Origin of the sequence: Microbacterium trichothecenolyticum (assembly GCF_000956465.1) — a bacterium.
Classification (GTDB): Bacteria; Actinomycetota; Actinomycetes; order Actinomycetales; family Microbacteriaceae; genus Microbacterium; species Microbacterium trichothecenolyticum.
On sequence record NZ_JYJA01000038.1, the window covers coordinates 167,203 to 191,516 of the forward strand.

27 protein-coding genes are annotated in these 24,314 nt (G+C 70.8%); 19 read left to right on the forward strand and 8 right to left on the reverse strand.

Going from position 1 to position 24,314, the window contains the following annotated elements; all coding sequences use genetic code 11:
- The first annotated feature begins 106 nt into the window (after positions 1 to 106).
- Entirely contained in the window at positions 107 to 1,492 is a 1,386-nt protein-coding gene (locus tag RS82_RS14995) for an MFS transporter (RefSeq protein ID WP_045300868.1), read from the forward strand.
- Positions 1,493 to 1,557: 65 nt separating this feature from the next.
- On the opposite strand, the gene RS82_RS15000 is transcribed toward RS82_RS14995, so the two are convergent.
- Positions 1,558 to 2,166 carry a TetR/AcrR family transcriptional regulator gene (locus RS82_RS15000; RefSeq protein ID WP_045300870.1) on the reverse strand — a complete coding sequence of 203 codons (609 nt, stop codon included), beginning with the start codon at positions 2,164 to 2,166 and terminating at the stop codon, positions 1,558 to 1,560.
- A 113-nt stretch (positions 2,167 to 2,279) separates the two neighbouring features.
- On the opposite strand from RS82_RS15000, the gene RS82_RS15005 reads away from it, so the two are divergent.
- The 10 genes from RS82_RS15005 to RS82_RS15050 all read left to right on the forward strand — a co-directional run bounded on the left by RS82_RS15005 (position 2,280) and on the right by RS82_RS15050 (position 11,227).
- Positions 2,280 to 3,014, forward strand: coding sequence for an enoyl-CoA hydratase/isomerase family protein (locus tag RS82_RS15005; RefSeq protein WP_157005619.1), 735 nt, complete (start codon positions 2,280 to 2,282; stop codon positions 3,012 to 3,014).
- The gene (locus RS82_RS15010; RefSeq protein ID WP_084695681.1) at positions 3,014 to 3,934 is read left to right on the forward strand and encodes a 3-hydroxyacyl-CoA dehydrogenase family protein; all 921 of its coding nucleotides are present in this window, start codon (positions 3,014 to 3,016) and stop codon (positions 3,932 to 3,934) included. Before RS82_RS15005 ends, RS82_RS15010 begins: the two co-directional genes overlap by 1 nt.
- The gene (gene paaZ, locus RS82_RS15015) at positions 3,934 to 6,066 is read left to right on the forward strand and encodes a phenylacetic acid degradation bifunctional protein PaaZ (RefSeq protein WP_045300872.1); all 2,133 of its coding nucleotides are present in this window, start codon (positions 3,934 to 3,936) and stop codon (positions 6,064 to 6,066) included. The genes RS82_RS15010 and paaZ overlap by 1 nt, the downstream gene beginning before the upstream one ends.
- Before the next feature lie 35 nt (positions 6,067 to 6,101).
- A complete protein-coding gene (paaI, locus tag RS82_RS15020; protein ID WP_045301129.1) occupies positions 6,102 to 6,524 on the forward strand; it encodes a hydroxyphenylacetyl-CoA thioesterase PaaI in 423 nt (140 codons plus the stop codon).
- A gap of 36 nt (positions 6,525 to 6,560) precedes the next feature.
- Entirely contained in the window at positions 6,561 to 7,523 is a 963-nt protein-coding gene (paaA, locus tag RS82_RS15025) for a 1,2-phenylacetyl-CoA epoxidase subunit PaaA (protein WP_045300874.1), read from the forward strand.
- Positions 7,520 to 7,825 (forward strand): 1,2-phenylacetyl-CoA epoxidase subunit PaaB, encoded by a 306-nt coding sequence (paaB, locus tag RS82_RS15030; RefSeq protein WP_045300876.1) that lies wholly within the window; start codon positions 7,520 to 7,522, stop codon positions 7,823 to 7,825. Before paaA ends, paaB begins: the two co-directional genes overlap by 4 nt.
- A gap of 110 nt (positions 7,826 to 7,935) precedes the next feature.
- On the forward strand, positions 7,936 to 8,733 hold the full coding sequence (paaC, locus tag RS82_RS15035; protein ID WP_045300879.1) for a 1,2-phenylacetyl-CoA epoxidase subunit PaaC: 798 nt from the start codon (positions 7,936 to 7,938) through the stop codon (positions 8,731 to 8,733).
- Positions 8,727 to 9,239: a 1,2-phenylacetyl-CoA epoxidase subunit PaaD gene (paaD, locus tag RS82_RS15040; protein WP_045300882.1), complete on the forward strand. Its 513-nt coding sequence runs from the start codon at positions 8,727 to 8,729 to the stop codon at positions 9,237 to 9,239. Before paaC ends, paaD begins: the two co-directional genes overlap by 7 nt.
- Positions 9,239 to 10,456 carry a 1,2-phenylacetyl-CoA epoxidase subunit PaaE gene (gene paaE, locus RS82_RS15045; protein ID WP_084695683.1) on the forward strand — a complete coding sequence of 406 codons (1,218 nt, stop codon included), beginning with the start codon at positions 9,239 to 9,241 and terminating at the stop codon, positions 10,454 to 10,456. Before paaD ends, paaE begins: the two co-directional genes overlap by 1 nt.
- A 9-nt stretch (positions 10,457 to 10,465) precedes the next feature.
- Positions 10,466 to 11,227, forward strand: coding sequence for an enoyl-CoA hydratase/isomerase family protein (locus RS82_RS15050; RefSeq protein ID WP_045300884.1), 762 nt, complete (start codon positions 10,466 to 10,468; stop codon positions 11,225 to 11,227).
- A 164-nt stretch (positions 11,228 to 11,391) separates the two neighbouring features.
- On the opposite strand, the gene RS82_RS15055 is transcribed toward RS82_RS15050, so the two are convergent.
- The gene (locus tag RS82_RS15055) at positions 11,392 to 13,044 is read right to left on the reverse strand and encodes a thiamine pyrophosphate-binding protein (protein ID WP_045301133.1); all 1,653 of its coding nucleotides are present in this window, start codon (positions 13,042 to 13,044) and stop codon (positions 11,392 to 11,394) included.
- 151 nt (positions 13,045 to 13,195) lie between these two features.
- On the opposite strand from RS82_RS15055, the gene RS82_RS15060 reads away from it, so the two are divergent.
- Positions 13,196 to 13,504, forward strand: a complete 309-nt coding sequence (locus RS82_RS15060) for a hypothetical protein (protein WP_045300886.1) — start codon at positions 13,196 to 13,198, stop codon at positions 13,502 to 13,504.
- A 16-nt stretch (positions 13,505 to 13,520) separates the two neighbouring features.
- Here RS82_RS15060 and RS82_RS15065 read toward each other — a convergent pair whose 3' ends face one another.
- A complete protein-coding gene (locus RS82_RS15065) occupies positions 13,521 to 14,234 on the reverse strand; it encodes an IclR family transcriptional regulator (RefSeq protein WP_045300888.1) in 714 nt (237 codons plus the stop codon).
- Positions 14,235 to 14,358: 124 nt separating this feature from the next.
- Here RS82_RS15065 and RS82_RS15070 point away from each other — a divergent pair, with 124 nt between their 5' ends.
- The 5 genes from RS82_RS15070 (at position 14,359) to RS82_RS15090 (ending at position 19,335) form a co-directional block, all read left to right on the forward strand.
- Positions 14,359 to 16,278 (forward strand): FAD-binding monooxygenase, encoded by a 1,920-nt coding sequence (locus RS82_RS15070; RefSeq protein WP_045300890.1) that lies wholly within the window; start codon positions 14,359 to 14,361, stop codon positions 16,276 to 16,278.
- Between the two features lie 241 nt (positions 16,279 to 16,519).
- Entirely contained in the window at positions 16,520 to 17,989 is a 1,470-nt protein-coding gene (locus RS82_RS15075; RefSeq protein ID WP_045301134.1) for an NAD-dependent succinate-semialdehyde dehydrogenase, read from the forward strand.
- A gap of 89 nt (positions 17,990 to 18,078) precedes the next feature.
- The gene (locus tag RS82_RS15080; protein WP_045300893.1) at positions 18,079 to 18,285 is read left to right on the forward strand and encodes a dodecin family protein; all 207 of its coding nucleotides are present in this window, start codon (positions 18,079 to 18,081) and stop codon (positions 18,283 to 18,285) included.
- Positions 18,286 to 18,369: 84 nt separating this feature from the next.
- Positions 18,370 to 18,738 carry a hypothetical protein gene (locus RS82_RS15085; RefSeq protein WP_045300895.1) on the forward strand — a complete coding sequence of 123 codons (369 nt, stop codon included), beginning with the start codon at positions 18,370 to 18,372 and terminating at the stop codon, positions 18,736 to 18,738.
- Positions 18,739 to 18,741: 3 nt separating this feature from the next.
- Positions 18,742 to 19,335, forward strand: coding sequence for a GNAT family N-acetyltransferase (locus tag RS82_RS15090; protein WP_045300897.1), 594 nt, complete (start codon positions 18,742 to 18,744; stop codon positions 19,333 to 19,335).
- A 48-nt stretch (positions 19,336 to 19,383) separates the two neighbouring features.
- Here RS82_RS15090 and RS82_RS15095 read toward each other — a convergent pair whose 3' ends face one another.
- From RS82_RS15095 to RS82_RS15105, 4 genes are all read right to left on the reverse strand, one after another.
- On the reverse strand, positions 19,384 to 19,590 hold the full coding sequence (locus RS82_RS15095; protein ID WP_045300899.1) for a three-helix bundle dimerization domain-containing protein: 207 nt from the start codon (positions 19,588 to 19,590) through the stop codon (positions 19,384 to 19,386).
- A 68-nt stretch (positions 19,591 to 19,658) separates the two neighbouring features.
- Positions 19,659 to 20,330 carry a VOC family protein gene (locus RS82_RS15100; RefSeq protein ID WP_045300901.1) on the reverse strand — a complete coding sequence of 224 codons (672 nt, stop codon included), beginning with the start codon at positions 20,328 to 20,330 and terminating at the stop codon, positions 19,659 to 19,661.
- Between the two features lie 9 nt (positions 20,331 to 20,339).
- Positions 20,340 to 20,480 (reverse strand): hypothetical protein, encoded by a 141-nt coding sequence (locus RS82_RS21555; protein WP_169748710.1) that lies wholly within the window; start codon positions 20,478 to 20,480, stop codon positions 20,340 to 20,342.
- Positions 20,481 to 20,579: 99 nt separating this feature from the next.
- The gene (locus RS82_RS15105) at positions 20,580 to 20,945 is read right to left on the reverse strand and encodes a DoxX family protein (protein ID WP_045300903.1); all 366 of its coding nucleotides are present in this window, start codon (positions 20,943 to 20,945) and stop codon (positions 20,580 to 20,582) included.
- Between the two features lie 113 nt (positions 20,946 to 21,058).
- On the opposite strand from RS82_RS15105, the gene RS82_RS15110 reads away from it, so the two are divergent.
- Positions 21,059 to 21,490 (forward strand): winged helix-turn-helix transcriptional regulator, encoded by a 432-nt coding sequence (locus RS82_RS15110; protein WP_084695684.1) that lies wholly within the window; start codon positions 21,059 to 21,061, stop codon positions 21,488 to 21,490.
- A 150-nt stretch (positions 21,491 to 21,640) separates the two neighbouring features.
- Positions 21,641 to 22,675 (forward strand): winged helix DNA-binding domain-containing protein, encoded by a 1,035-nt coding sequence (locus RS82_RS15115; protein WP_245619623.1) that lies wholly within the window; start codon positions 21,641 to 21,643, stop codon positions 22,673 to 22,675.
- A gap of 147 nt (positions 22,676 to 22,822) precedes the next feature.
- Here the strand turns inward: RS82_RS15115 and RS82_RS15120 are convergent, their stop codons facing one another.
- The gene (locus RS82_RS15120) at positions 22,823 to 24,259 is read right to left on the reverse strand and encodes an XRE family transcriptional regulator (protein WP_045300909.1); all 1,437 of its coding nucleotides are present in this window, start codon (positions 24,257 to 24,259) and stop codon (positions 22,823 to 22,825) included.
- Positions 24,260 to 24,314: the final 55 nt, after the last annotated feature.

Here is a 24,314-nt window from a genome sequence, read left to right on the forward strand (position 1 = left end):
CCTGTTGCGTCGTATTCGAAATCGTATATGATCGTCCAGCATCCGGCAACCATTCCCCAAGGGTTCGCCGACGACGACGCCGTCAGCCCCCGACACAGGAGTCACCATGAGCAGCGCATCAGGACCCACAGCAGGGTTCACCCCCACCGGAACCATCGCGTCCACCACGGACCGACGTCGCGTCGTGTTCGCGACGGTGGTCGGCACCACCGTCGAGTGGTACGACTTCTTCATCTACGCGACCGCGGTCGGACTGGTCTTCGGCCAGCTGTTCTTCGCGCCGCTCGGCGCCAACAGCGCGATCGTCGCCTTCGCCACCGTCGGCGTGAGCTTCCTGTTCCGCCCGCTCGGCGCGTTCCTCGCCGGTCACTTCGGCGACAAGTACGGTCGCAAGGTCGTGCTGATGTGGACGCTGATCCTCATGGGTGCGGCGACCGCGCTCATCGGCGTGCTGCCGACGTATGAGGCGATCGGCGTCGCGGCGCCCATCCTCCTCGTGCTCCTGCGCATCATCCAGGGCATCTCCGCCGGCGGCGAATGGGGCGGCGCGGTCCTGATGGCCGTCGAGCACGCGCCGAAGCAGCGCCGTGGCGCGTTCGGCGCCTCGCCGCAGATCGGCGTGCCGCTGGGCCTGCTGCTCGCCTCGGGAGTCATGGCGCTGATGGCGATGATCGCCCCCGGGGATGCGTTCCTCGTGTGGGGCTGGCGCGTGCCGTTCCTGCTCAGCGTCGTGCTGATCCTCGTGGGCTACTACGTCCGCCGCCGTGTCGAGGAGAGCCCGGTCTTCGCCGAGCTCGCCGAGCGCAAGGAGAAGGCGCGGATGCCGATCATCACGCTCTTCCGCAAGCACCTGCTCCTCGTGTTCATCGCGGCGCTGGTGTTCGCCGGCAACAACGCCGTCGGCTACATGACCACGGGCGGCTACATCCAGGGTTACTCGACCAACCCCGAGGGTCCGCTCGCGCTCGAGCGCGGACCGGTGCTGTGGGCGGTCGCTGGTTCGGCGGTCACGTGGCTGCTGTCGACGCTGGCCGCCGGGTTCATCTCCGACCGCATCGGCCGCCGCACGACGTACATCATCGGCTGGATCCTGCAGCTGGCGGGTGTGTTCCTGCTCTTCCCGCTCGTCAACACCGGGAGCATCTGGCTGCTCTTCCTCGGTCTCGCCATCCTCACGATCGGCCTCGGCTTCACGTACGGCCCCCAGGCTGCGCTGTACTCCGAGCTGTTCCCGGCATCGATCCGCTTCTCGGGCGTCTCGATCTCGTACGCGATCGGCGCGATCCTCGGCGGCGCGTTCGCCCCGACCATCGCGACGGCCCTCGTGCAGGCGACCGGCTCGACCCTGTCCGTCACGTGGTACCTCGCCGGCATGACCGTCGTGGGCCTGATCGCGACGCTGCTCCTGCGCGACCGCTCCGGCATCCCGCTCGGTCCGGACCACGAGGCCGAGCAGTCCGTCAGTCCGATCTACGGCCTCTCCAAGGCCTGACCTTCCGGAAACGGATGCCGCGCCCCGAGCCCCTGTGCAGGCTCGGGCCGCGGCATCCGTCCGTTTCAGCGGGTGCGCATGCCGTCGAGGGCGACGGCGACCACGTCGTGCGCGAGGCGCTCGCGGTCGACCGGACCGCCGGGGCGGTACCACTCGACGATCGAGTTGACCATTCCGAACACCAGGCGGGTGGCGACGGCGCCGTCGACATCGGCGCGGATCTGACCCGCGCGCTGCGCCTCCGCGACGAGCGCCGTCACGCGGTGGTTGAAGGCGCGCCGGCGCTCGAGGGCCGCGCGCTCGACATCGCTGTTGCCGCGCACGCGCAGCAGGAGGGTGACGTAGGGGAGCTTGTCGACGAGCACCCGCACCGCTCCGCGCAGCACCGCGCCGAGCCGCTCGGCCGGGTCGCCGGCGGAGCCCTCCGGCTCGTCGAGCACGCCCTCGAGGCTGTCGAGCGCCTCGGCGAGGGCGAGGGCGAGCAGCTGCTCCTTCGAGTCGAAGTGGTGGTACAGCGCCGACTTCGTGAGGCCGAGGCGGGAGGCGAGATCGGCGACGGATGTCGCGTCGTACCCCTGCTCGTTGAAGAGGCCGACGGCGACGGCGAGCACCTGGCCGCGGTCGTAACCCGGCCGCCCGCGTCGCGCGGGGGAGGCGTCGGTGCTCGCGGACATGCGCCCAGTCTCGCACCGGTCCACTTCGACACCGCGCACCACGTGGCAATACTGAACGATCGATCAGATATTATGGGCGCGTGACCGCGACGGAGCGGACCGAGAGGATGCCGATGCCTGAGCCGCTCAAGATCCAGCGCCGCGAGGACCGCATCGTCGCGACGCTGTCGCGGCCGGAGGTGCGCAACGCCATCGACCAGGACACCATCGACCGGCTGCACGAGCTGTGCGGCGAGCTCGAGCGCGAGCCGCGCACGCTCATCCTCACGGGCTCCGACGGTGTGTTCGCTTCGGGCGCCGACATCGCGCAGCTGCGCGAGCGTCGGGCGGCCGACGCGCGCCGGGGCATCAACACCCGCGCGTTCACCCGGGTGCGCAACCTGCCGATGCCGGTCATCGCGGCGATCGACGGCTACGCCCTCGGCGGGGGCGCCGAACTCGCCTACGCGGCCGACATCCGCATCGGCTCTCCGAGCCTCAAGATCGGCAACCCCGAGACCGGACTCGGCATCATCGCGGCCGCGGGTGCGACGTGGCGCCTGCCCGAGATCGTCGGCGAGGCGCGGGCCGCAGAGCTGCTGCTGACAGGACGGATCCTGGATGCCGACACCGCGGTCGAATGGGGCCTCGTGTCGTCGCTGTTCGAGCCGGGCGACCTCCTCCCCGCGGCCCACGCGATCGCCGACCGCATCTCACGCAACGATCCGCTCGCGACCCGCCACACGAAGACGGCGCTCCTCGCCCCGCGCGCCGCGCACCCCGAGATCGAACTGGAGCTGCAGGCGCAGCTCTTCGAGAGCCCGGAGAAGGACCGCCGCATGACCGCGTTCCTGGAGAGGAAGCGGTGATGAGCACGGCGGACGGCGGCCCCCGGTCGTCGAGCGAGCGACGTACGACGGATCGCGCTGAGTCCTCGGGAGTGCCTGAGCGGGTGGGGGTGATCGGCGGCGGGCGCATGGGTGCGGGCATCGCACACGCGTTCGTGCTCGCCGGTGCCGACGTGGTCGTCGTCGAGCGCGACGCAGACGCGGCGGGGGCGGCATCCGCTCGCGTTCTCGAGAGCGTGCGCCGCAGTGTCGCGCGCGGCGGCACCGACCGCGGGTTCGACGCGCTCGCCGCGGCGATCGAGACGGCGACGGATGCTGCGGCTCTGGCGGACTGCGGCCTCGTGGTGGAGGCGGTCCCGGAGGATCTGGAGCTCAAGCTCGAGGCCCTCGGCCGCGCCGAGCGCGTGCTCGCGCCGGAGGCGGCGCTCGCCACCAACACCTCGTCGATCTCGATCGATGGCCTCGCGTCCGGCTTGGACCGCCCGGAGCGCTTCCTGGGCCTGCACTTCTTCAACCCCGTGCCGGCGTCGCAGCTCGTCGAGGTCGTCACCGGCACCGCCACCGACCCCGCGCTCGTGGACGACGCGGAGGTGTGGATCGCGTCACTGGGCAAGACGCCCATCGTCGTGCGCGACAGCCCGGGCTTCGCGTCGAGCCGGCTCGGTGTCGCGCTGGGGCTCGAGGCGATCCGCATGCTCGAGGAGGGCGTCGCGTCGGCCGCCGACATCGACGCGGCGATGGAGCTCGGGTACCGGCATCCGGTCGGCCCGCTGCGCACGACAGACCTCGTCGGCCTCGACGTGCGACTCGGCATCGCCGAGGAGCTGCACCGCCGGCTGGGGGAGCGTTTCGCGCCCCCGGAACTGCTCCGGCGCCTCGTCGCCGACGGGCATCTCGGCCGCAAGACCGGCCGCGGCTTCTACGAATGGAGTGAACAGTGATGATCGAGCGGACAGCGACGGGCATCCTCCCCAGCTACCTGCGCGGCGCGTGGTGGACGCCGGCTTCGGCGACGGGTGCGACGCAAGTGCGCGACGCGTCGACCGGCGACGTCGTGACGCTCGTCAGCACCGACGGCATCGATCTCGCCGGCGCGATCGCCCACGCGCGGACCGTCGGCCAGGCGAGCCTCGGCGCCCTCACCTTCCACCAGCGCGCGCTGCTGCTGAAGGAGTTCGCCATCGCGCTCACCGCGCGCAAGGCGGAGCTGTACGAGCTGTCCAAGCGCGCCGGCGCGACCACGCGCGATTCGCTGAGCGACGTGGACGGCGGCATCGGCGTGCTCTTCACCTACTCGTCGAAGGGGCGGCGCGAGCTGCCCAACGCCCAGGTGTACCTCGACGGCCCGGTCGAGCCGCTGTCGAAGGACGGCTCGTTCCTCGGGCGCCACGTGTACACGCGGCTGCCCGGCGTGGCCGTGCAGATCAACGCCTTCAACTTCCCCACATGGGGGGCGCTCGAGAAGTTCGCGCCGGCGTTCCTCGCGGGCGTGCCGACGATCGTGAAGCCGGCCACACCCACCGCCTACGTCGCCGAGGCATGGGTGCGGATCCTCGTCGAGACCGGTCAGCTGCCGGCAGGCTCGCTGCAGCTGGTGAGCGGCGCCGTTCCCGGGCTGTTCGACCATCTCGGGCTCGGCGACCTCGTCGGCTTCACCGGCAGTGCCTCGACCGCATCCCGACTCCGGGAGCAGGCTGCGCCGGGCGTCCGGTTCACGAGCGAGACCGACTCGATCAACGCGTCGGTGCTCGGACCCGACGCGGTGCCTGGCACGCCCGAATTCGACGCGTACGTCAGGCAGCTCATGGTCGAGCTCACGACGAAGGCGGGCCAGAAGTGCACCGCGATCCGGCGCGCCATCGTGCCGGCGGGCGCCGTCGAGCCGCTCGTCTCCGCCCTCCGCGACAGGATCGCCGAGCGCGTCGTCGTGGGCGACCCTCACGCCGAGGGCGTCACGATGGGCCCGCTCGTCTCGCTCGCGCAGCGCGATGAGGTGCTGCGCGCCGTCGGTGCGCTCGAGGCCGCGGGCGGCCGGATCCTGCTCGGAACGACGGATGCCCCGGACGTGACGCTCGCCGACGGCTCGATGGGTCCGGCTCCCGAGGGAGCCTTCGTCACGCCCATCGTGATCGGTTTCGACGGCGCGGCCGACGCGCTTCCGGAGGCCGTGCACGACGTCGAGGCATTCGGTCCCGTGGCGAGCGTGCTCGCCTACCGCACCGTCGATGAAGCGGCCGATCTCGTCGGGCGCGGCGGCGGATCGCTCGTGACGAGCGTCGCGACTGCCGACCCCGCGGTCGCCGCGACGCTGCTGGCCCGCACCGCCTCCTACAACGGACGCATGCTGTTCCTCGATCGCGACGACGCGCGCACGTCGACGGGTCACGGCTCGCCCGTGCCGCACCTCGTGCACGGCGGGCCCGGCCGCGCCGGCGGTGGCGAGGAGCTCGGCGGCATCCGCGCGGTGCTGCACCATATGCAGCGGACCGCGGTGCAGGGCTCGCCCGCGATGCTCACGGCTCTGACCGGCGTGTGGCATCAGGGCGCAGCATCCCGTTCCGATCGTCACCCGTTCCGCAAGTCGCTCGCGGAACTCGCGATCGGCGACCAGATCGCGTCGCCCCTGCGCCGGGTGACGCTCGACGACATCGAGACGTTCGCGAACTTCACCGGCGACCTGTTCTACGCACACATGGACGAAGAGGCGGCCGCCGCGAACCCGTTCTTCCCGGGCCGCGTGGCGCACGGCTACCTGCTCGTCTCGTGGGCCGCGGGGCTCTTCGTCGACCCGGAACCCGGGCCGGTGCTCGCCAACTACGGCCTCGAGAACCTGCGGTTCATGACGCCCGTCTCGCCCGGCGACGAGATCCGCGTGGTGCTCACGGCGAAGCAGATCACCCCGCGCGAGACCGACGAGTACGGCGAGGTGCGGTGGGACGCGGTCATCCTCAACCAGCGCGAGGAGATCGTCGCGATCTACGACGTCCTCACCCTGGTCGCGAAGACGCTGGAGCAGCCGGATGCTGTGGCTGCGGCATCCGTGACCGTCGAGTCTGCGGAGGTGGGCGCGTGAGCGATCCCGCCGCGCACTTCGTCGGGCAGCGCCGCATGCTGCAGCGCGACCGTGCGTCGGCCGCGCTCGGCATGGTCGTCGAGCGCGACGAGCCCGGCGACGCCGTCGTGTCGATGCCGGTGCGCGACGACATGACGAACGGGTTCGCCATCACGCACGGCGGGATGGTGTTCGCGCTCGCCGACACGGCGTTCGCGATGGCCTGCAACGAGGACGACGACGTGACGGTTGCCGCCGGCGCGGACATCTCGTTCCTCAAGGCCACCCACGCCGGCCAGACCCTCACCGCGCATGCGCGGCGCCGCATCCTCTCGGGCCGCAACGGCCTCTACGACGTCACGGTGACCGACGAGACCGGCGACGTGGTCGCCGAGTTCCGCGGCCGGTCCGTCATCACGCGCCGCACCCACCCCGACGATGCGGGCGGCCGCGGTGCCGAAGCATCCGTCACCGGGTAGACTTTACTGAACGAACGGTCTGTAAATAAGGAGTCGATGATGACGACCGAGGTGCTGATCGACGAGGCCGCCGAGCAGGCGGCGTTCGGCGCGATCATCGAGGCCGACTCGCGCATCGAGCCGCGGGACTGGATGCCGGCGGCGTATCGCAAGACGCTGATCCGCCAGATCTCGCAGCACGCGCATTCCGAGATCATCGGGATGCAGCCCGAGGGCAACTGGATCTCTCGCGCACCCAGCCTCAAGCGCAAGGCGATCCTGATGGCGAAGGTGCAGGATGAAGCCGGCCACGGCCTGTACCTGTACTCCGCTGCGCAGACCCTCGGCATCACGCGCGACGAGATGACCGAGCAGCTCATCGAGGGCCGTGCGCGGTACTCGTCGATCTTCAACTACCCGACGCCGACGTGGGCCGACATGGGCGCGATCGGCTGGCTCGTCGACGGCGCCGCGATCTGCAACCAGGTGCCGCTGTGCCGGGCGTCGTACGGTCCGTACGGTCGGGCGATGGTGCGCGTCTGCAAAGAGGAGTCGTTCCACCAGCGGCAGGGGTTCGAGATCCTGCTGACCCTCATGCAGGGCTCGCCCGCGCAGCGCGAGATGGCTCAGGATGCGGTGAACCGCTGGTACTGGCCGTCGCTCATGATGTTCGGGCCTCCTGACGACGAGTCGCCGAACTCGGCGCAGTCGATGGCGTGGAAGATCAAGCGCTTCTCCAACGACGACCTCCGGCAGCGGTTCATCGGGATGCTGGTGCCCCAGGCCGAGGTGCTGGGCGTGACCCTTCCCGACCCCGAGCTGCGGTGGGACGACGAGGCGCAGCGGTGGCACACGAGCGAGATCGACTGGACGGAGTTCCACGAGGTGCTCGCCGGCCGCGGGCCGATGAACGTCGAGCGCATCCGCAACCGCCGCAATGCCCACGACGACGGCGCCTGGGTGCGTGAGGCCGCCGCGGAGTACGCCCGCAAGCAGAACGAGAAGGCGGTGGCGGCATGACCACTCCCGGCGCATCCGAGCGCGAGACCTGGCCGCTGTGGGAGGTGTTCGTGCGCGCGAACCGCGGGCTCAGCCATGTGCACGCCGGCTCACTCCACGCGCCGGATGCCGAGCTCGCGCTGCGAAACGCCCGTGACCTGTACACCCGCCGAGGGGAGGGCACGTCGATCTGGGTCGTCCCCGCCGACGCGATCACGACGAGCGACCCCGACTCGAAGGGGGCGTTCTTCGAGAGCCCCGCCGGCAAGAACTACCGACACGCCACGTACTACACGGCGTCGGAGGGGGTGCCTCACCTGTGAGCACCATCGGCCACACGGATTTGGGGCGCGATTCCTCCGTCGGGGCGGAGAATGTCCGCCCCGACGGAGAGAACGCGCCCCAAACCGGGGAAGAACCCACGCACGGTGACGTGACCGTCGAGCAGCTCGAGCTGTCGGCCGAACTGGCCGGGGGTGGAGGCCGCGCGGCGACGGCCGACGTCGCCGAATACGCGTTGTGGCTCGGCGACGACGCGCTCGTGCTGTCGCAGCAGCTCGGCTGGTGGATCGCCCGCGCGCCCGAGCTCGAGGAGGATGTCGCGCTCGCCAACATCGCGCTCGATCTGCTCGGGCACGCGCGCTCGTTCCTCCGCTACGCCGCAACGTACGACGACCGCACCGAAGACGACCTCGCATACTGGCGCGACGAGCCGGGGTTCCGCAGCGCATGGCTGTTCGAGCAGCCGAACGGAGACTTCGCGCAGACGATCGCGCGCCAGCTCGCGGCATCCGTGTATCTCTTCCAGCTGTACGCGGCGCTCAGCGAGTCGTCCGACGAGACGTTGGCCGCGATCGCCGCGAAGGCGGTCAAGGAGGTCGAGTACCACCGCGACCATGCCGTGCAATGGACGCTGCGCCTCGCGGGCGGCACCGAGGAGTCGCGTCGGCGCATGATCCGGGCCATCGGGGATGTGTGGCCGTACGTGGGCGAGCTGTTCCGTGACGAGCCGCTGACCGACCGACTCGACGGCGTCGCCGTGTGGCCGTCGACGCTGCGGCCGGCGTTCGACGCCGTCATCGCCGCCGTGTTCAGGGAGGCCGAGCTCGAGGTGCCGACCACGCCGATGTCGTCGGCCGGCGGACGCCGCGGCTCGCATTTCCCGACGATGGGCTACCTGCTCGCCGAGATGCAGGTGCTCGCCCGACAGCACCCGGGGGCGACATGGTGACGCTTCGACAGGTTCAGCGACCGGTGGGCGAGGCCGAGCGCGCGTGGGAGGTGGCGGCGTCCGTTCTCGATCCCGAGGTTCCCGTCCTCACGATCGAGGATCTCGGCGTGCTGCGCGACGTCGCGGTCGACGCCGGGCGCGTGACGGTCACGATCACGCCCACGTACTCGGGCTGCCCCGCGATGGACGCGATCCGCGACGACGTCGTGCTCGCCCTCACCTCGGCGGGCTTCGACGACGTCGACGTGCGACTGGTGCTCGCCCCCGCATGGACCACCGACTGGATGACGGATGCCGGCAAGCACAAGCTCGTCGAGTACGGCATCGCTCCGCCCACCGGGCGCGCCGCGATGAGCGGGCCGATCCGGCTGCAGCTCTCGGTGCGCTGCCCTCGCTGCGGGTCGCTCGACACGCGCGAGCTCGCGCGATTCGGGTCGACGTCGTGCAAGGCGCTGTACGAGTGCCGCGCGTGCCTCGAGCCCTTCGACCACTTCAAGGTGCACTGATGCGGCCCGACGCCGTTCGACAGGCTCAGGGACCGGGGACGCCGAGCGAGAACGAGCGGATCGCCGAGACGCTGCTCACGACCGCGGTCGGCGGCCCGCGCGGCGCCAAGCATCGCGCACGGTTCCACACGCTGCGGGTCGCCGCGGTGCGGCCGCTCACAGACGCCTCGGTGGAGGTGACCTTCGCGATCCCCGAGGAGTCGCGGGACGCGTTCGACTACCTCGCGGGTCAGCACGTCGCGCTGCGGAAGGTCCTCGACGGCCACGAGGTGCGTCGCTCGTACTCGCTGTGCCGCGCCGAGGACGCGGGCGGCGGGGGCGATGGCCCGCGCACCATCAGTGTCGCGATCAAGCGAGACTCGGGCGGTCGGTTCTCGACCTGGGCGCAGACCGAGCTGAAGGTCGGCGACGAGATCGACGTGATGAGCCCGCAGGGCACCTTCACCTCCAAGCTCGCCGACCTCGACGACGCGCACGTGGCGGGGATCGCCGCGGGGTCGGGCATCACGCCGCTGATGGCGCTCGCCGCGACCGTGCTGGCGCGGTCGCGCACCTCGCGGTTCACGCTCGTGTACACGAACCGCTCGAGCCTCGACGTCATGTTCCTCGACGAGCTCTCCGACCTCAAGGACCGCTACCCGACGCGGCTCGCGCTGCACCACGTGCTCTCGCGCGAACAGCGCACCGCGCCGCTGCTGTCGGGCCGCATCGACGAGCCGCGGCTGCGGCGGATCCTCGGCGATCTCGTGCTCCCCGACACCGTCGACGAGTGGTTCCTGTGCGGACCGTTCGAACTCGTGCAGCTGTGCCGCGACACCCTCGCCGACATCGGGGTCGACCCCGCCCACGTGCGTTACGAGCTCTTCACGACGGGCGAGGGGGAGCGGGCCGAGCCGTCGGCCGGGCGCCCGGTGGTCGTCGCGGAGGACGAGCCGGTGCGTCGCATCGAGTTCACACTCGACGGGCAGTCGCAGTCCGTCGACACCCCGGTCGCCGCGCACGAGTCGATCCTCAACGCCGCGCTGCGCGTGCGCCCCGATGCGCCGTTCGCGTGTGCCGGCGGTGTGTGCGGCACCTGTCGTGCGCGCCTGCTGCAGGGGTCGGTCACCATGACGGAGAACTACGCGCTCGAGCCCGACGAGCTCGAGCGCGGCTACGTGCTCACCTGTCAGTCGCATCCGACCACCGATACCGTCGTCATCGACTACGACGTCTAGGAGGAACGAATGATCGAGCTGTCCATCACCGGCGACGTCGCCGAAGTCGTCCTCAACGCACCGGCGAAGCTCAATGCGCTGTCGCTGCGCGAACTGGGGGAGATGGATGCCGCCTACCGCAGCGCCGAGGAGTCCGGGGTGCGTGCGCTCGTGCTGCGCGCCGAGGGCCGGGCGTTCTGTGCCGGTCGCGACATCGCCGGCGTGGATCCGGTGACCGACGACGTGCCCGAGTACCTCGCGGGCGTGGAGACGCTGATGCGGCGGATCGCCGCGTTCCCGGCGCCCACCTTCGCGGCCGTCCACGGCGCGTGCCTGGGCGTGGGGCTCGGCCTCGCCATCGCGACCGACGTCGTCTACGTCGCCGACGACGCGAAGATCGGCTCGCCGTTCGCGAGCCTGGGCGCGATGCTCGACTCGGGCGGCCACGCCCTGCTGTACGAGAGGCTGGGTGCGCACCGGGCGCTCGACCTCATCTACACCGGCGCGATGATGTCGGGTGCCGAGGCTGTGGCGGCCGGCCTGTTCAGCCGCGCGATGCCCGTCGAGGAGGTCTTCGACTTCACGATGCAGCGCGCAGCGCTCGCCGCGGCCGGACCGACTGCTGCCTTCGTCGCCTCGAAGCGACTGATCGCTCGCCTGCGCGGCGAGCGATTGTGGGACGCTCTGGCCGAAGAGGCGCGCGGCCAGGAAGCGCTGCGCAGCACTGCCGACTACCGCGAGGGCTTCGCCGCGTTCCAGCAGAAGCGCAAGCCCGACTTCACGGGGGAGTGAGCCCCCGCAGCCTGTCCCGGTGAGGGGTGGCGTCGCGTACGATCGCGGCGCAGGACGCCGATCCGGAGTTCGGAGAAACTTCGTGTTTCCGCAGGTATGGCCCGCTCTCGATCCGGAAACGGCGCGAGTCTGCGAACTCCGGATCCGCGACGAGTCCGCCGGGGCTAGGAGTTCACGCGGATGATCTCGCGCTGATAGGGCGCGATCACCTCGCCCGAGATGCGGCAGTCGAGCACGAGGAAGGGACGGGATGCTGCGGGCTCGGCCGCCCAGTCCGCGAGCCGGTCCAGGTCCGCCAGGGTGCGCACGACGACGCCCTCGGCGCCGACGCCGGCCGCGAGGGCGGCGAAGTCGACCTCGGGGATGAGCATGGGCTCCCTCGCGAGCCCCTTGAGGCCGTAGAGGTTGATCTCGGCGCCGTACGCCGCGTCGTTCCACACCACCGCGATCCCGCGGCCGCCGGCGACCCGGACGGCTGTCTCGAGGTCGGCGAGGGCCATGAGCCCGCCGCCGTCGCCCGTCGTCAGCACGACGGTCGCCGAGGGCTTCGCGAGCGCAGCGCCGGGCACCGACGGCCAGCCGAGCCCGATCGACTGGAACGCCGTGCCCACCATGGTCATGCGATCGGGGGAGGCGACCGGCCAGTACATGTTGGCCCAGCCGATGAAATGGCCGCCGTCGGACACGACGACCCGGTCCTCCGGCAGCAGCGCGCCGATGCGCGCGGCGACGGTCCGCGGGTCGAGGCGACCGTCGGGCGCGACGCCGTGTCCTTGCTCATATGCCCGCAACGGCATGAGGTCGACGGACTCGCGCCAGCCGCTCGGCGCGCCGCCTCGTGCCTGCAGACCGTCGGCGAGGGCGCGGGCCACCACCGCGGCATCGCCGCGCACGTAGCCGCCCACGTGCGGGTGGGTCGCGGCGGGCGCGACGTCGACCTGGAACACGCGGGTGCCCGGTGCGAACAGCTCGCCGAAGCGCATCGTGAACTGGTTGAGCGACGCCCCGAAGACGACGGCGACGTCGGCCTGGCGCACCAGCTCCATGGCGCCCTCGGCGCCGAAACCACCGGTCACGCCGAGGTCGAACTCGCCGCGGGGGAAGACTCCGCGGCCGAGCGCGGTGGTGGCGGTGATGGCGCCGACCGCGTCGGCGACGTCGCCGAGGGCCTCGCCGGCACCCGAGATCCAGGCTCCGCGACCGGCGAGGAGGAACGGCCGCTCCGCCGAAGCCAGCGCTTCGACGAGTCCCTCGACCGCGCCCTCGGCGAAGGGCCCCGCGGGCACGAGAGGAGCGGGAAGTCGCGGCTCCGGAGCCTCGGGAAGCGGGCCGGCGTCACGCGCGGCGACGTCGTAGGGGATCGCCAGCACCGTCGGCACCCGGTAGGTGAGCGCGTGCTCGATGGCGATGATCGTGGTCGCCGCAGCATCCGCTCGCCCGACGGTGTACGTGCGCGCGCCGACGGCCGATGCGAGGGCGATTTGGTCCACGTCCCAGGGGCGCGGGCCGGACGTCGGCTCGTCGCCGACGACGAGCACGAGGGGCACGTGCGCCTGCACGGCCTCGGCGAGGGCGGTGATCGTGTTCGTGAAGCCGGCGCCGTAGGTCGCAGTCGCGGCGGCCAGCCGGCCGGAGGCCCGGTGGTACGCGTCGGCGGCCACGACGCCGCCGGCCTCGTGGCGCACGGCGGTGAAGTGCACGTCGGTGGAGCGCTTGAGCGCGTCGAGGAAGTACGCGTTGCCGTTGCCCATCACGCCGAAGACGTGATCGATGTGGCGGGCGAGCGTGAGGGCGACGTGGGCCGAGACGGTGCTCATGGCGGGAGACATGGCGATGCCTTTCGAGACGGAACGGATCGAGAGCCGTATGTGTCTCGCGCGTGCGCGCTGCGTGCCCATTTTTCGAGCACCGGCGGGCGACGGTGCCACCGGACGTGACGAGTATAGGTCTTCGGGCAGGATGGGAGTCATGAAGACGACTCAGCTCCGCCGGTACACGCTCGTCGACGGGGAGTACGACGCCTTCGTCGCGTGGTGGAACGAGTGGATGCCGCGGGTACGGCCCGCCGCCGGCTTCACCATCGAGTTCGCCTACGGCCTTCCCGAGACGAACGAGTTCGTGTGGGCCGTGAGCGCCCCCGGCGACGAAGATGCGTTCGTCGCCCTCGAGAAGGAGTACCTGGCGTCCGAGGCGCGCGCAGAGGCGTTCGCCGGCGTGCCGCAGCGCGTCGCGGAATACAACATCCGTCTCGTGACCGACTACCCGACCACCGCCTGACGAACCGGCCCCGGGGTCAGCCGCCCAGCGCGTCGCGGATCGCGCTCGCCGACCGGGTGAGGCGCGCGGCGATCTCCTCGTCCGAGTGCGCGCTCGCGACGAACACGACCGCGATCGCCGCGGGCCCGCGCCCGCGCACGACGAGCGGCACGGCGACCGCCCGCAGGCTCGGGATGACCTCGTCGTGGCTCGTCGCGAAGCCGCGGGTGGCGGCATCCGCGACCTCCGTCGCCAGCTCCGGTGACACGCCGGCCGGCCACGACGACGTCGGCAGCAGTGACAGGATCGCCTTGCCCGGTGCGCCGCGCGTGATCGGATGCCGCGTGCCCGGCCGCTGCGCGACGGGGTTCACGGCGTGGCGCGGCTCGACGCTCGACAGCGTGACGCACTCCTCGTGGTCGAGCACCGCGAGGAAGCAGGTGACCCCGAGGTCGCCTGCCACCGCGGTGAGCTCGGGGAGCGCCTCTGCCTGGAGGTCGTGCGCGATGCCCGCAGCGAGGGCCGCGAGGCGCGCGCCCAGCTCGATGCGGCCGGCGGCGTCGCGCTCGACGAGTCCGTGGTCTTCGAGCGTGCGCAGGAGCCGGTAGGCCACCGACCGATGCACCGCGAGCCTGGCCGCGATCTCGTCGATGGAGAGGGGACCACGTGCGTCGGCGAGCACCTCGAGGATCCGGATGCCGCGGCTCAGCGTCTGCGACGCGGGCGCCGTCGTGGCGTCGGACCTTGTCATGCCGCATCCCTTCGTATACGATCTGTTCAATAGTAGAACGGTGTGTTCGAATATAGAACACGCCCAGCTCGTCAGCAAGCCCCAGGCCGCGAGCCCTCGACACCGTCGTCCGAGGAGGACACCGATGCAGTTCCACCACCACGGCTACGTCTCGGCAGACCCGCGCGTGCAGGACGCCGCCGGCACCGGCATCGACAGGCCTGCCGAACTGCCCGACGAGATGGACATCCTGATCGTGGGCTCGGGGCCGGCGGGCATGCTCCTGGCTGCCCAGATGTCGCAGTTCCCCAGCCTGACCACGCGCATGATCGAGCGGCGCGACGGGCGCCTCGTGCTGGGCCAGGCCGACGGGATCCAGCCGCGGAGCGTCGAGACGTTCCAGGCGTTCGGGTTCGCCGAGCGCATCGTCGCCGAGGCCTACAACATCGCCTGGATGAACTTCTGGGGTCCCGACCCCGAGAACCCCGACAACATCATCCGCACGGCCCGCACCGAGGACTACGCCCTCAAGATCAGCGAGTTCCCGCACCTCATCGTGAACCAGGCGCGCGTGCTCGACTACTTCGCCGAGGCCGCCGCCCATGGCCCGGGCCGCATCCTGCCCGACTACGGGATCGAGTTCGTCGGCCTCACGGTGCACGACGACGGCGAGTTCCCGGTCGAGGTCCGCGTGCGGCATGTCGCGGGGGAGCGCGCCGGTGAGGAGCGAACCGTCCGCGCGAAGTACGTCGTCGGCTGCGACGGCGCGCGCAGCGGCGTGCGCGAGGCCATCGGCCGCAAGCACGTCGGCGCGTTCTCGGCCCACGCCTGGGGTGTGATGGACGTGCTCGTCAACACCGACTTCCCCGACTGGCGCACCAAGTGCGCGATCAACTCCGAGGCCGGCAACATCCTCCTGATCCCGCGCGAGGGCGGCTACCTCTGCCGCGTCTACGTCGACCTCGGCGAGGTCGCGAAGGACGACGACCACCGCGTACGTCGGACGCCGATCGAGGCGGTCATCGCCAAGGCGAACGACATCCTCCACCCGTACTCGCTCGACGTGAAGCAGGTCGCCTGGCACAGCGTCTACGAGGTCGGCCATCGTGTCACCGACAAGTTCGACGACGTCGACGTCGACCAGGGTCACGACCCGCGCGTCTTCCTCACCGGCGATGCGTGCCACACGCACAGCGCGAAGGCGGGTCAGGGCATGAACGTCTCGATGCAGGACGGCTTCAACCTCGGGTGGAAGCTCGGGCAGGTCCTCACCGGGCTCAGCCCCGCCTCCCTCCTCTCGACGTACTCCGCCGAGCGCCAGCCCGTCGCCCAGCAGCTCATCGACTTCGACCGGGAGTGGTCGGCCCTCATGGCCCGCAAGCCCGAGGAGATCTCCGACCCGCAGGAGCTCGCCACTTTCTACCTCGGCACGGCCGAGTTCCCGTCGGGATTCATGACGCAGTACGGCGCGTCGATGATCGTGACGGATGCTGCGCACCAGGCGCTCGCCGAGGGGTTCCCGCTGGGCAAGCGGTTCAAGTCCGCGGAGGTCGTCCGCGTGTGCGACGGCAACCCGGTCCACCTCGGCCATCACGCGAAGGCCGACGGCCGCTGGCGGATCTACGCCTTCGCCGACGCGCCTGCGGCGGGGGAGGAATCCGTCCTCGCCGACTGGGCCGCGTTCATCGCCTCGCCCGAGTCCCCGGTGCAGCGCTTCACTCCGGAAGGCGCCGACGTCGACGCCGTGTTCGACGTCAAGGTGATCTACCAGCAGCCGCACGAGGACGTCGACATCGCCCGCGTGCCCGAGCCGTTCCTGCCGAAGACCGGACCCCTCGGGCTCACCGACTGGGAGAAGGTCTACGCGGCCGCGCCGAGCGCGTGGACGAGCGCCGACATCTTCGAGGAGCGCAGCCTGTCGCGCGACGGCGTGGTCGTCGTCGTGCGCCCCGACCAGTACGTCGCGGCCGTGCTCCCGCTCGACGCGACCGACGAGCTCGCGGCGTTCCTCGCCGGCGCATTCGTCGACCAGCACGCTCCGGCGCTCGCGCACGCCCTCAATTGAGGAGCAGAGCCGAGTTGAGGAGCAGCGGCCCGAGTCCTCTCCTCATCTCGGCCCTCGACCTCGAATGAGGAAGCAGGTGATCGGTTCACCCGTTGTGCAGGCGGGCGAATCATGACAGCGAACTGTACAAGATGTACATCGGCCGGCAAGAGCGGCCGCGGGCAGAATAGCCCCAGACCAACGACCGAAGCGGGTGCCGCGGCATCCGTCCACCGACAAGGGAGTCCCCGTGACCACGACGATCACCGAAACCCGTGAGTCCGAGCTGCTGGCGTCCGTGCCCGATGGGCTGTTCATCGGCGGGCAGTGGCGTGAGGCATCCGGCGGCAAGACGCTGAAGGTCTACGACCCGTCCAACGGCGAGGTCGTCAAGGAGATCGCGAACGCGTCGCCGGAGGACGGCAAGGCCGCTCTCGACGCGGCGGTCGACGCGTTCCCGGCGTGGGCGGCGACGCCGGCGCGTGAGCGGGCGGAGATCCTGCGGCGCGCGTTCGATCTGCTGCAGGAGCGCAAGGAGGACTTCGCGCTGCTGATGACGATCGAGATGGGCAAGCCCCTGGCCGAGGCGCGCGGCGAGGTCGCGTACGGCGGCGAGTTCCTGCGGTGGTTCAGCGAGGAGACCTCCCGCGTGCAGGGCCGCTACGGCGCGAACCCCGAGGGCACCGGCCGGATGATCGTGTCGCAGCACCCGGTGGGTCCCTGCTTCCTCATCACGCCGTGGAACTTCCCGCTCGCGATGGCGACCCGCAAGATCGCTCCGGCGCTGGCCGCCGGCTGCACCGTGGTGATCAAGCCCGCCGAGCTGACGCCGCTGACCACCCTCGCGTTCGCGCAGCTGCTGGAGGACGCGGGCGTGCCGGCCGGTGTCGTCAACGTGTTCACGACCTCGACGTCGGGCGCGGTGTCCGAGCCGATCATCCGCGACCCGCGGCTGCGGAAGCTGTCGTTCACCGGGTCGACGCAGGTCGGGCAGCGGCTGCTGGAGCAGGCCGCGCAGGGGGTGCTGCGCACCTCGATGGAGCTCGGCGGCAACGCGCCGTTCGTGGTGTTCGACGACGCCGACCTCGACAAGGCGGTCGACGGGGCGATCGCGGCCAAGTTCCGCAACATCGGCCAGGCCTGCACCGCCGCGAACCGGTTCATCGTGCACCGCTCGGTCGCCGACGAGTTCGCGCGCCGGGTCACCGAGCGCGTCAACGGCTTCACCATCGGCCGCGGCACCGAGGAGGGCGTGAACATCGGTCCGCTCATCGACGACCGTGCCGTCGCGAAGGCGTCGCAGCTGGTGCAGGATGCCGTGAACCGCGGCGCGAAGGTCACCACCGGCGGCAACGAGGTCGACGGCCCCGGCACGTTCTACGAGCCCACCGTCGTCACCGACGTGCAGCCGGGCTCTGAGATCCTTCGTGAGGAGATCTTCGGACCGGTGCTCGCGATCATCCCGTTCGACACCGAGGACGACGCCGTGCGCCTCGCCAACGACACCGAGTACGGGCTCGTCTCGTACGTGTTCACCGAGAGCCTCGCCCGCGGGCAGCGCATGATCGAGCGCCTCGAGACCGGCATGATGGGCCTGAACATGGGGGTCGTCTCCAACGCGGCGGCCCCGTTCGGCGGCTGGAAGATGTCGGGCCTGGGCCGCGAGGGCGGCGCCGAGGGCATCCACGAATACCTTCAGACCAAGTACACCCTCACCCCGAACCCGTTCTGACCGACGGGGAGGCGCTCGCGCACCCCCTTCCCAACGAGCGGGAGCGCGATCACTATGGTCGTGTCGGCATCGAGCGATGTGGGGTTGAGATGAGCGTTTACCGAGTGATCGACGTCATCGGCACGAGTGCCTCGTCCTGGGAGGAGGCCGCTCGAGAAGCCATCGACACCGCCGCGGGATCGCTGCATGATCTGCGCATCGCCGAAGTGACGAAGCAGGACGTCGTCGTCGGCGACGACGGCGCGCTGCTGTTCCGTGCGCGGATCCAGCTGTCGTTCAAGTACGCGCCGGAGTGACCCGTCGCAACGCCTCTGGTGGCGTCGCGCCGGGCTCTCTATGTTGGGTGTCAGCGCGTGCGGACCGAAGCGGAGGAGTCGTCGATGGAGTCACCGGTCGAGAGTCTGACGAAGTCCGCGCCGTCATGGGGCGCGAAGATGGCGTTCGGCGAGACGATCGATGTCGGCGGGCGACAGGTGACCCCGGCGGCCCTGGTCGTCTTCGGGTTCGGCGGCGGCGGCGGTTCCGGCAAGTGGCCCGCGCGCGGCGGGCTGCCCGAGGGTGAGGGCGAAGGAAGCGGCGGGGGTGGCGGCGGCTACGTGCTGCCCATCGGCGCGTATGTGAACGGTCCGAACGGGCCGAAGTTCCAGCCGAACCCGGTGGCCATGATCGTGGTGAGCGTCCCGCTCGTGTCCGCCGCCGGCTGGGCGCTGGCGCGGATCATCACCGCGGTGAGGTCGGGTCGGAGGTAGGACGTGGTCCTTGCGACGTCGCACGTGATCAAGCCGCTCACTCCCGAGACGTTTCCCGCGTGGCTGGCGCTCGCGCAGAAGCACAACGGGGTGTGGGGCGGGTGCTACTGCTCGTACTTCCACGGTGACACCGAGCACACCGTGAAGAGCGAGTACGACCGCGCGACGTTCAAACAGCGGCTTGTGGATGAGGGCGTCGCGCACGCCGCGCTCGTCTTCGACGGCGACGACGCGATCGCGTGGTGCGAGTTCGGCAGTCCGGCCGAGCTGCCGGGCATCTACCACCGCAAGGAGTACGACGCGGGCGAGACGAACCCGGCGCCCTGGCGCATCACCTGCTTCTTCGTCGACCGCGACCACCGGCGTTCTGGCGTCGCGCGGGAGGCACTGGACGGTGCGCTGGAACTGATCGCGCAGGCGGGCGGCGGCGAGGTGATCTCGTTCCCCAACGAGCTCCCGCCCGGCAAGAAGACGTCGTCGTCTTTCCTCCACAACGGCACGAGGGCCATGTTCGAGAAGGCCGGGTTCACGTTCGAGCGTCACATCGGCAAGAACAAGACCGTGGTGCGCAAGACGGTCCCGCCGGCCGGCGCCTGACGCAGGTTCGCGCGGGCGGAGTCGGCGAGAGGACGCCGCGCGGGCGGACTACTGGATCGGATGCTCGAGCCGCGCGCGTGCTTCGCGCTCGACCAGCACGGGGACGAAGTCGCGCACCTTCGCGCGCGCGAAGTGCGAGCGCGCGTCGGCGACGGCGCGCTCGATCTCGGAACGATCTCTCGAGGGGAACCGCCCTTCCAGCCGGTCCACGACGTCGGAGAGGGCCTGATCCTCATCCGCGAGCTCACGGGTCATGTGCTCAGGGTGCTCTTCGCCCTCCGCTCTCGTCAAGCAGACGAGGACCGAGGTGTCGGCGACGCGGATCAGTCGTAGGTATCGGTCCACGACGCGATGTCCACGCCGTGGTTGTCGGGCGAGGCGAGCGACCACCACGCCGGAGCGTGCGAGTCGTCGGCGAGTCGGCCGCCGGCCGCGAGTGCGGCGTCGACGCGGGCCCGGGCCTGGTCGGCCGGCACGAAGACGTCGAAGTGCGTCCGGCCCCTCGACGGCGAGTCCCCGGTGATCGGGTTGAAGGCGAGCTGCGGTCCGCAGCGCATCGGATCCGCGGCATCCGTGTCGCCCACGTCCTCATAGCCGAGCGCCGCGGTGAAGAAGGGGCGCACGTCGGCCCCGGAATGCTGAGCGACGTAGATGCCGATCGACTGTGCGCGCGAGGGGTCGGGGATCAGGCGCTGCGCGGCGGCGGCCACCGACACGGCGGCGGCGAAGTCCACGGCTGCGGCGGGGATGCCCTCCGGGCCGGCGTACGGGACGCGCACGACGACTCCCTCGGGACGCACGTCGATGTCCGGCCGGAGGCCGAATCGCTCGGCGGCCGCGACGATCGGGGCGACGAGCCCAGCGGCATGGGAGAGGGAGGTCGCAGTGAAGACGGCCTGCGGTCCCGTGCCGGTGACCCGCCAATCGGAGACGCCAGACGCCTGATGGAACCCCGCCGCCGAGATCGCGTCCGAGCCGTTCGCCGTTTCATCCATCGAGGTCTCCTACACCGGTTCGGTCGTGCGGATCAGACCGCAGTTCACGCACGACCAGGCGACCAGGAAGCGCTCATCGTCGAGGATCTCGAAGGTCAGAGCGTCTCCGCATGTAGGGCAGATCCGCGGATCCGCGTCGTTCACCCTCATGCCGTCAGCTTAGGGAACCGGCTCGTGTGCCGGGAGTCCTGAGGAGAGCGGATGCCTGAGTGCGTGGGGAACATCCGCTCTCGTCCGGGGTCCGTGGGGTCAGAGCACGACCAGGAAGCCGACCACGGCGCTCACCGCGGACAGCACGGCGAGCACGATCGACGGGGTCGCGTTCTCCTTGCGGCGCACGTGCACGGCGACAGCGCCGATCATGACGACGGTCAGGGCGGCAGCGGCGATCGGGGTGAGGATCGGCGCGATGCCGGTCAGGAGCGGCAGGATCAGGCCGATACCGCCGATCACCTCGGCGGCGCCGATGAGCTTCACGGTCGGGTCGGCGAAGTCGTCGGCCCAGCCCATGCCGCTCGCGACGAGAGCGGACTTGGGACGGGCGACCTTCATGGCGCCGGCCGCGACGAAGGCGAGGGCGAGCAGGCCGTTGAGGATCCAGAGGGCGATGGTCATGCGAGTACTCCAGGGAGAGGTCGTGGGGTCTGTTACTGTTTGTAAGCAACCCCATGATGCGTCACCTCGAAGACGCGTTCAAAAGGCACACGGATGTAAGTAGGTGACACGCGATGGCGACCACCCTCACGATCGAGCTCCCCGGCGAGCCCACGCCGACCGGCTACGAGCGCTCGTGCGAGGAGGCCTCTCCCGGCTCCGACCACGGCCGCGCCATCCGCGACGTGCTCGACCGCATCGGCGACAAGTGGTCGCTGCTCGTGGTCGGCACGCTGCGGCGGGAGCGGCTGCGCTTCACCGAACTGCAGCGTCACATCCCGGGGATCTCGCAGCGCATGCTGACGCTGACGCTCCGCCAGCTCGAGCGCGACGGGCTCATCACCCGGACCGTCCACGCCGAGGTGCCGCCGCGCGTCGAGTACGAGCTGACACCCCTCGGCGGCACGCTCATCCAGCTGGCGATGGCCCTCGCCGACTGGGCGATCGAGAACCACCCGCGCATCGAGGACTCGCGCGCCGCCTACGACGCCGCACACCAGCGCTGACGATCGCGGACACCGGGCGTCCGCAGCCTGGGCCATGATGGGCGGGTGGTCCCCACTCCTTCTTCAGACGCCGCTGGCGCGTCGCCCGGAGCCTCCGGGCGCGTGGGCCCAGCCTCGACCATTCGGTCCGAGCGGCTCCGGTCGCACCGCTTGAGCGCCCCCGCGGCGACGGTCGCCGACGCCGCGCGGCACATGCTCGCGACGCAGAGCCAGGAGTTCTGGGGCGGGCGCTGGGCGCTTGCGACGCGCGTGCGCGGCCGAACGACGGTGCGCGACGTGGACGCCGCCTACGGCCGCGGCGAGATCGTGCGCACCTGGACCATGCGCGGGACGATCCACACGATCCCCACCGCCGACATGGAGTGGGTGCTGTCGCTGACCGCAGAGCGCCAGCGCCGCCAGGCGGCGGCCGTGCACCGCAACGAAGGGATCGACGCCGACGAGGCCGACCGCGCCGAGCGCCTCGCGCGGGCAGCGCTCGGCGGGGGCAACCGCCTCACGCGCAAGGAGCTGTTCGAGGTGTGGGAACAGGGAGGGGTGTCGACGTTCCGGCAACGGGGCTACCACCTGCTCGTCGCCCTGTCGCTGCGCGCCGTGCTGTGCCAGGGCCCGGTCGTGCCACGGGAGAAGGGGCCGACCCGCGAGCAGTTCTTCGTGCTCGCCGACGAGTGGATCACGGATGCCGTGACCCCGGCCGATCCGATGGCCGAGTTCTTCGTCCGCTACATCGCCTCGCACGGTCCCGCCGGCGCGCGGGACTTCGCGTGGTGGAGCGGGCTCCCGCTCGGGGTCTCGCGTGCGGCGGCGGAGGCGGCATCCGATCGCCTGCGTCCCGTCGCCGACGAACCCGAGCCGCAGTACGTGGTCGCCGGTGCCGCACCTCGGCGCAGCGCCGGGGCGCCCGAAGTGGTGGCGCTGCCGCCGTTCGAGGAGTACTACCTGTCGTACGCCGACCGCACCGTGCCCTGCGCGCCGGAGTTCCTGAGTGCGATCGGCCCGAGCATGAACGGCATCGTCCGTCCTATCCTCGTCGCGCGCGGCGAGGCGGTCGGCGTGTGGACGCACTCGCTGGCCGTGGGCCGCCACGCGGAATCCCCGGTGCCCGAGCTGTTCACCCCTGGGGCGGCGACCGACGAGGAGATCGCCGCCGCGCTCGACCGCTACCGCGACTTCATCACGGCATAGCCCCGGGTCTGGCCGCCGAAGCCCGCGCACACCTGCCGAAACACGGGTTCGTCACCGAACACGCCGGGGCGCACCATCCGTTCCCGGCGTGTCGGCGTTACCGACCCGTGTTTCGGCAGCAGACGCCCCGCGCCGAGTGGCACGGGCTCAGGCGTGGCGGTCGAGGAAGTCGTACACCTCGTTGTCGTCGACGCCGGGGAAAGCGCCGCGGGGGAGCGGCGAGAACATCTGCATGTGCACACGCGCGCTCGGCCAGGCCTTTCCCGCCCAGCGCTCCGAGACTCCGGAGGCGACGCGGCGGCAGCACGACTCGTCAGGGCACGTCGAGGTCGCGCGCTTCTGCGTCTCGCGTCCGCGGAACCACCGCGCGTCGTCGAAGGGCACGCCCACCGTGATCGAGAACTCGCCCTCCGCGGTGGTGCCGGTCTGCGTCGAGCACCAGTAGGTGCCGGCCGGGGTGTCCGTGTACTGATAGTGCTCGGTGGTGCGGTTCTGCTCGGAGAAGGCGGCGCGCGCCGAGAACTTGCGGCACGCGATCTGGCCGTCGACGGCGCCGGTGACGTCCATCGGGAGCGGCAGGTCATCGTTCTCGTAGACACGCGAGATCGCCCCTGAGCCGTCGACGCGCAGGAAGTGCAGCTTGATCCCCAGGTGGTGCGTCGCGAGATTGGTGAGCCGCATGCCGGCCGCCTCGTGCGTCACGCCGAACGCGTCGCGGAAGTCCTCGACGGCGAGGTTGCGGTCCTTCTTCGCCTGCTGCAGGAACGCGACCGACGCCGTCTCGGGCATCAGACAGCACGCGGCGTAGTAGTTGATCTCGAGCCGCTGCTGCAGGAAGTCGGCGTAGTCGGTCGGCCTCTTGTGGCCGAGCAGGCGGTGCGCCATCGCCTGCAGCGCCATCGACCGCAGGCCGTGGCCGCCGGGGATGGAGGCGGGTGGCAGGTAGATGCGCCCGTGCTCGAGGTCGGTCACCGAGCGCGTCGAGTGCGGCAGGTCGTTCACGTAGATCAGCTCGAAGCCGAGCTTCTCGGCCATGATGCTCACGGTGCGGTGCGTGAGGGCGCCTGACACGTGCCCCGCTGCCTTGAGCTGCTTCTCGGCGAGCTTCTCGATGTCGGGGAGGTAGTTGTCGCGCTCGCGCATCATGAGGCGCAGCTCGGTGTTGGCGCGGCGCGCCTCCTCGGGCGTCGCGATGGCCTCGCGCTCGCGACGCTGCAGCTCGCGGTGCAGGCCCAGGATCGATTCGATCGTGTCGTCGGACATGCCCTTGGTCACCTTGATCGGCGTGACGCCGAGCTGGCGGAAGACCGATCCCGACTGCGCGCGTTCGAGCTCGATCTCGAGCGCCGCGCGCCGGTTCGGCGGCTCAGCCGAGAGGAGGTCGCCGACATCGACACCCGTCGTCGAGGCGATCGCCTGCAGCAGCGACAGCTTCGGCTCGCGCTTGCCGTTCTCGATGAGGCTGAGCTGGCTTCCGGCGACCCCGACCAGTGCGCCCAGCTCGTCGAGCGTGTACCCGTGGGCGAGACGCTGATGACGGATGCGGTGGCCCAGGGTCGACAGTTCGAGTGACGTGGGGGGCATTCCTTGATGCTAGCGAAAGAATCGCAACTCTTGACACCAGATTTCGCCGGAAGAG

Excerpts from the sequence above, each read along its gene's own strand:
- RS82_RS15105 (WP_045300903.1), bottom strand. The coding sequence starts at position 20,945 with ATGACCATCGCCCTCTGGATCCTCAACGGCCTGCTCGCCCTCGCCTTC.
- RS82_RS15050 (WP_045300884.1), top strand. The coding sequence starts at position 10,466 with ATGATCGAGCTGTCCATCACCGGCGACGTCGCCGAAGTCGTCCTCAAC.
- RS82_RS15060 (WP_045300886.1), top strand. The coding sequence starts at position 13,196 with ATGAAGACGACTCAGCTCCGCCGGTACACGCTCGTCGACGGGGAGTAC.
- RS82_RS15095 (WP_045300899.1), bottom strand. The coding sequence starts at position 19,590 with ATGACCCGTGAGCTCGCGGATGAGGATCAGGCCCTCTCCGACGTCGTG.
- paaZ (WP_045300872.1), top strand. The coding sequence starts at position 3,934 with ATGATCGAGCGGACAGCGACGGGCATCCTCCCCAGCTACCTGCGCGGC.
- paaB (WP_045300876.1), top strand. The coding sequence starts at position 7,520 with ATGACCACTCCCGGCGCATCCGAGCGCGAGACCTGGCCGCTGTGGGAG.
- RS82_RS15110 (WP_084695684.1), top strand. The coding sequence starts at position 21,059 with ATGGCGACCACCCTCACGATCGAGCTCCCCGGCGAGCCCACGCCGACC.
- RS82_RS15065 (WP_045300888.1), bottom strand. The coding sequence starts at position 14,234 with ATGACAAGGTCCGACGCCACGACGGCGCCCGCGTCGCAGACGCTGAGC.
- RS82_RS15080 (WP_045300893.1), top strand. The coding sequence starts at position 18,079 with ATGAGCGTTTACCGAGTGATCGACGTCATCGGCACGAGTGCCTCGTCC.
- paaA (WP_045300874.1), top strand. The coding sequence starts at position 6,561 with ATGATGACGACCGAGGTGCTGATCGACGAGGCCGCCGAGCAGGCGGCG.
- RS82_RS15070 (WP_045300890.1), top strand. The coding sequence starts at position 14,359 with ATGCAGTTCCACCACCACGGCTACGTCTCGGCAGACCCGCGCGTGCAG.
- RS82_RS15000 (WP_045300870.1), bottom strand. The coding sequence starts at position 2,166 with ATGTCCGCGAGCACCGACGCCTCCCCCGCGCGACGCGGGCGGCCGGGT.
- RS82_RS15005 (WP_157005619.1), top strand. The coding sequence starts at position 2,280 with ATGCCTGAGCCGCTCAAGATCCAGCGCCGCGAGGACCGCATCGTCGCG.
- RS82_RS15085 (WP_045300895.1), top strand. The coding sequence starts at position 18,370 with ATGGAGTCACCGGTCGAGAGTCTGACGAAGTCCGCGCCGTCATGGGGC.
- RS82_RS15010 (WP_084695681.1), top strand. The coding sequence starts at position 3,014 with ATGAGCACGGCGGACGGCGGCCCCCGGTCGTCGAGCGAGCGACGTACG.
- paaE (WP_084695683.1), top strand. The coding sequence starts at position 9,239 with ATGCGGCCCGACGCCGTTCGACAGGCTCAGGGACCGGGGACGCCGAGC.
- paaI (WP_045301129.1), top strand. The coding sequence starts at position 6,102 with ATGCTGCAGCGCGACCGTGCGTCGGCCGCGCTCGGCATGGTCGTCGAG.
- RS82_RS15120 (WP_045300909.1), bottom strand. The coding sequence starts at position 24,259 with ATGCCCCCCACGTCACTCGAACTGTCGACCCTGGGCCACCGCATCCGT.
- RS82_RS21555 (WP_169748710.1), bottom strand. The coding sequence starts at position 20,480 with ATGAGGGTGAACGACGCGGATCCGCGGATCTGCCCTACATGCGGAGAC.
- RS82_RS15100 (WP_045300901.1), bottom strand. The coding sequence starts at position 20,330 with ATGGATGAAACGGCGAACGGCTCGGACGCGATCTCGGCGGCGGGGTTC.
- RS82_RS15055 (WP_045301133.1), bottom strand. The coding sequence starts at position 13,044 with ATGAGCACCGTCTCGGCCCACGTCGCCCTCACGCTCGCCCGCCACATC.
- paaD (WP_045300882.1), top strand. The coding sequence starts at position 8,727 with ATGGTGACGCTTCGACAGGTTCAGCGACCGGTGGGCGAGGCCGAGCGC.
- RS82_RS14995 (WP_045300868.1), top strand. The coding sequence starts at position 107 with ATGAGCAGCGCATCAGGACCCACAGCAGGGTTCACCCCCACCGGAACC.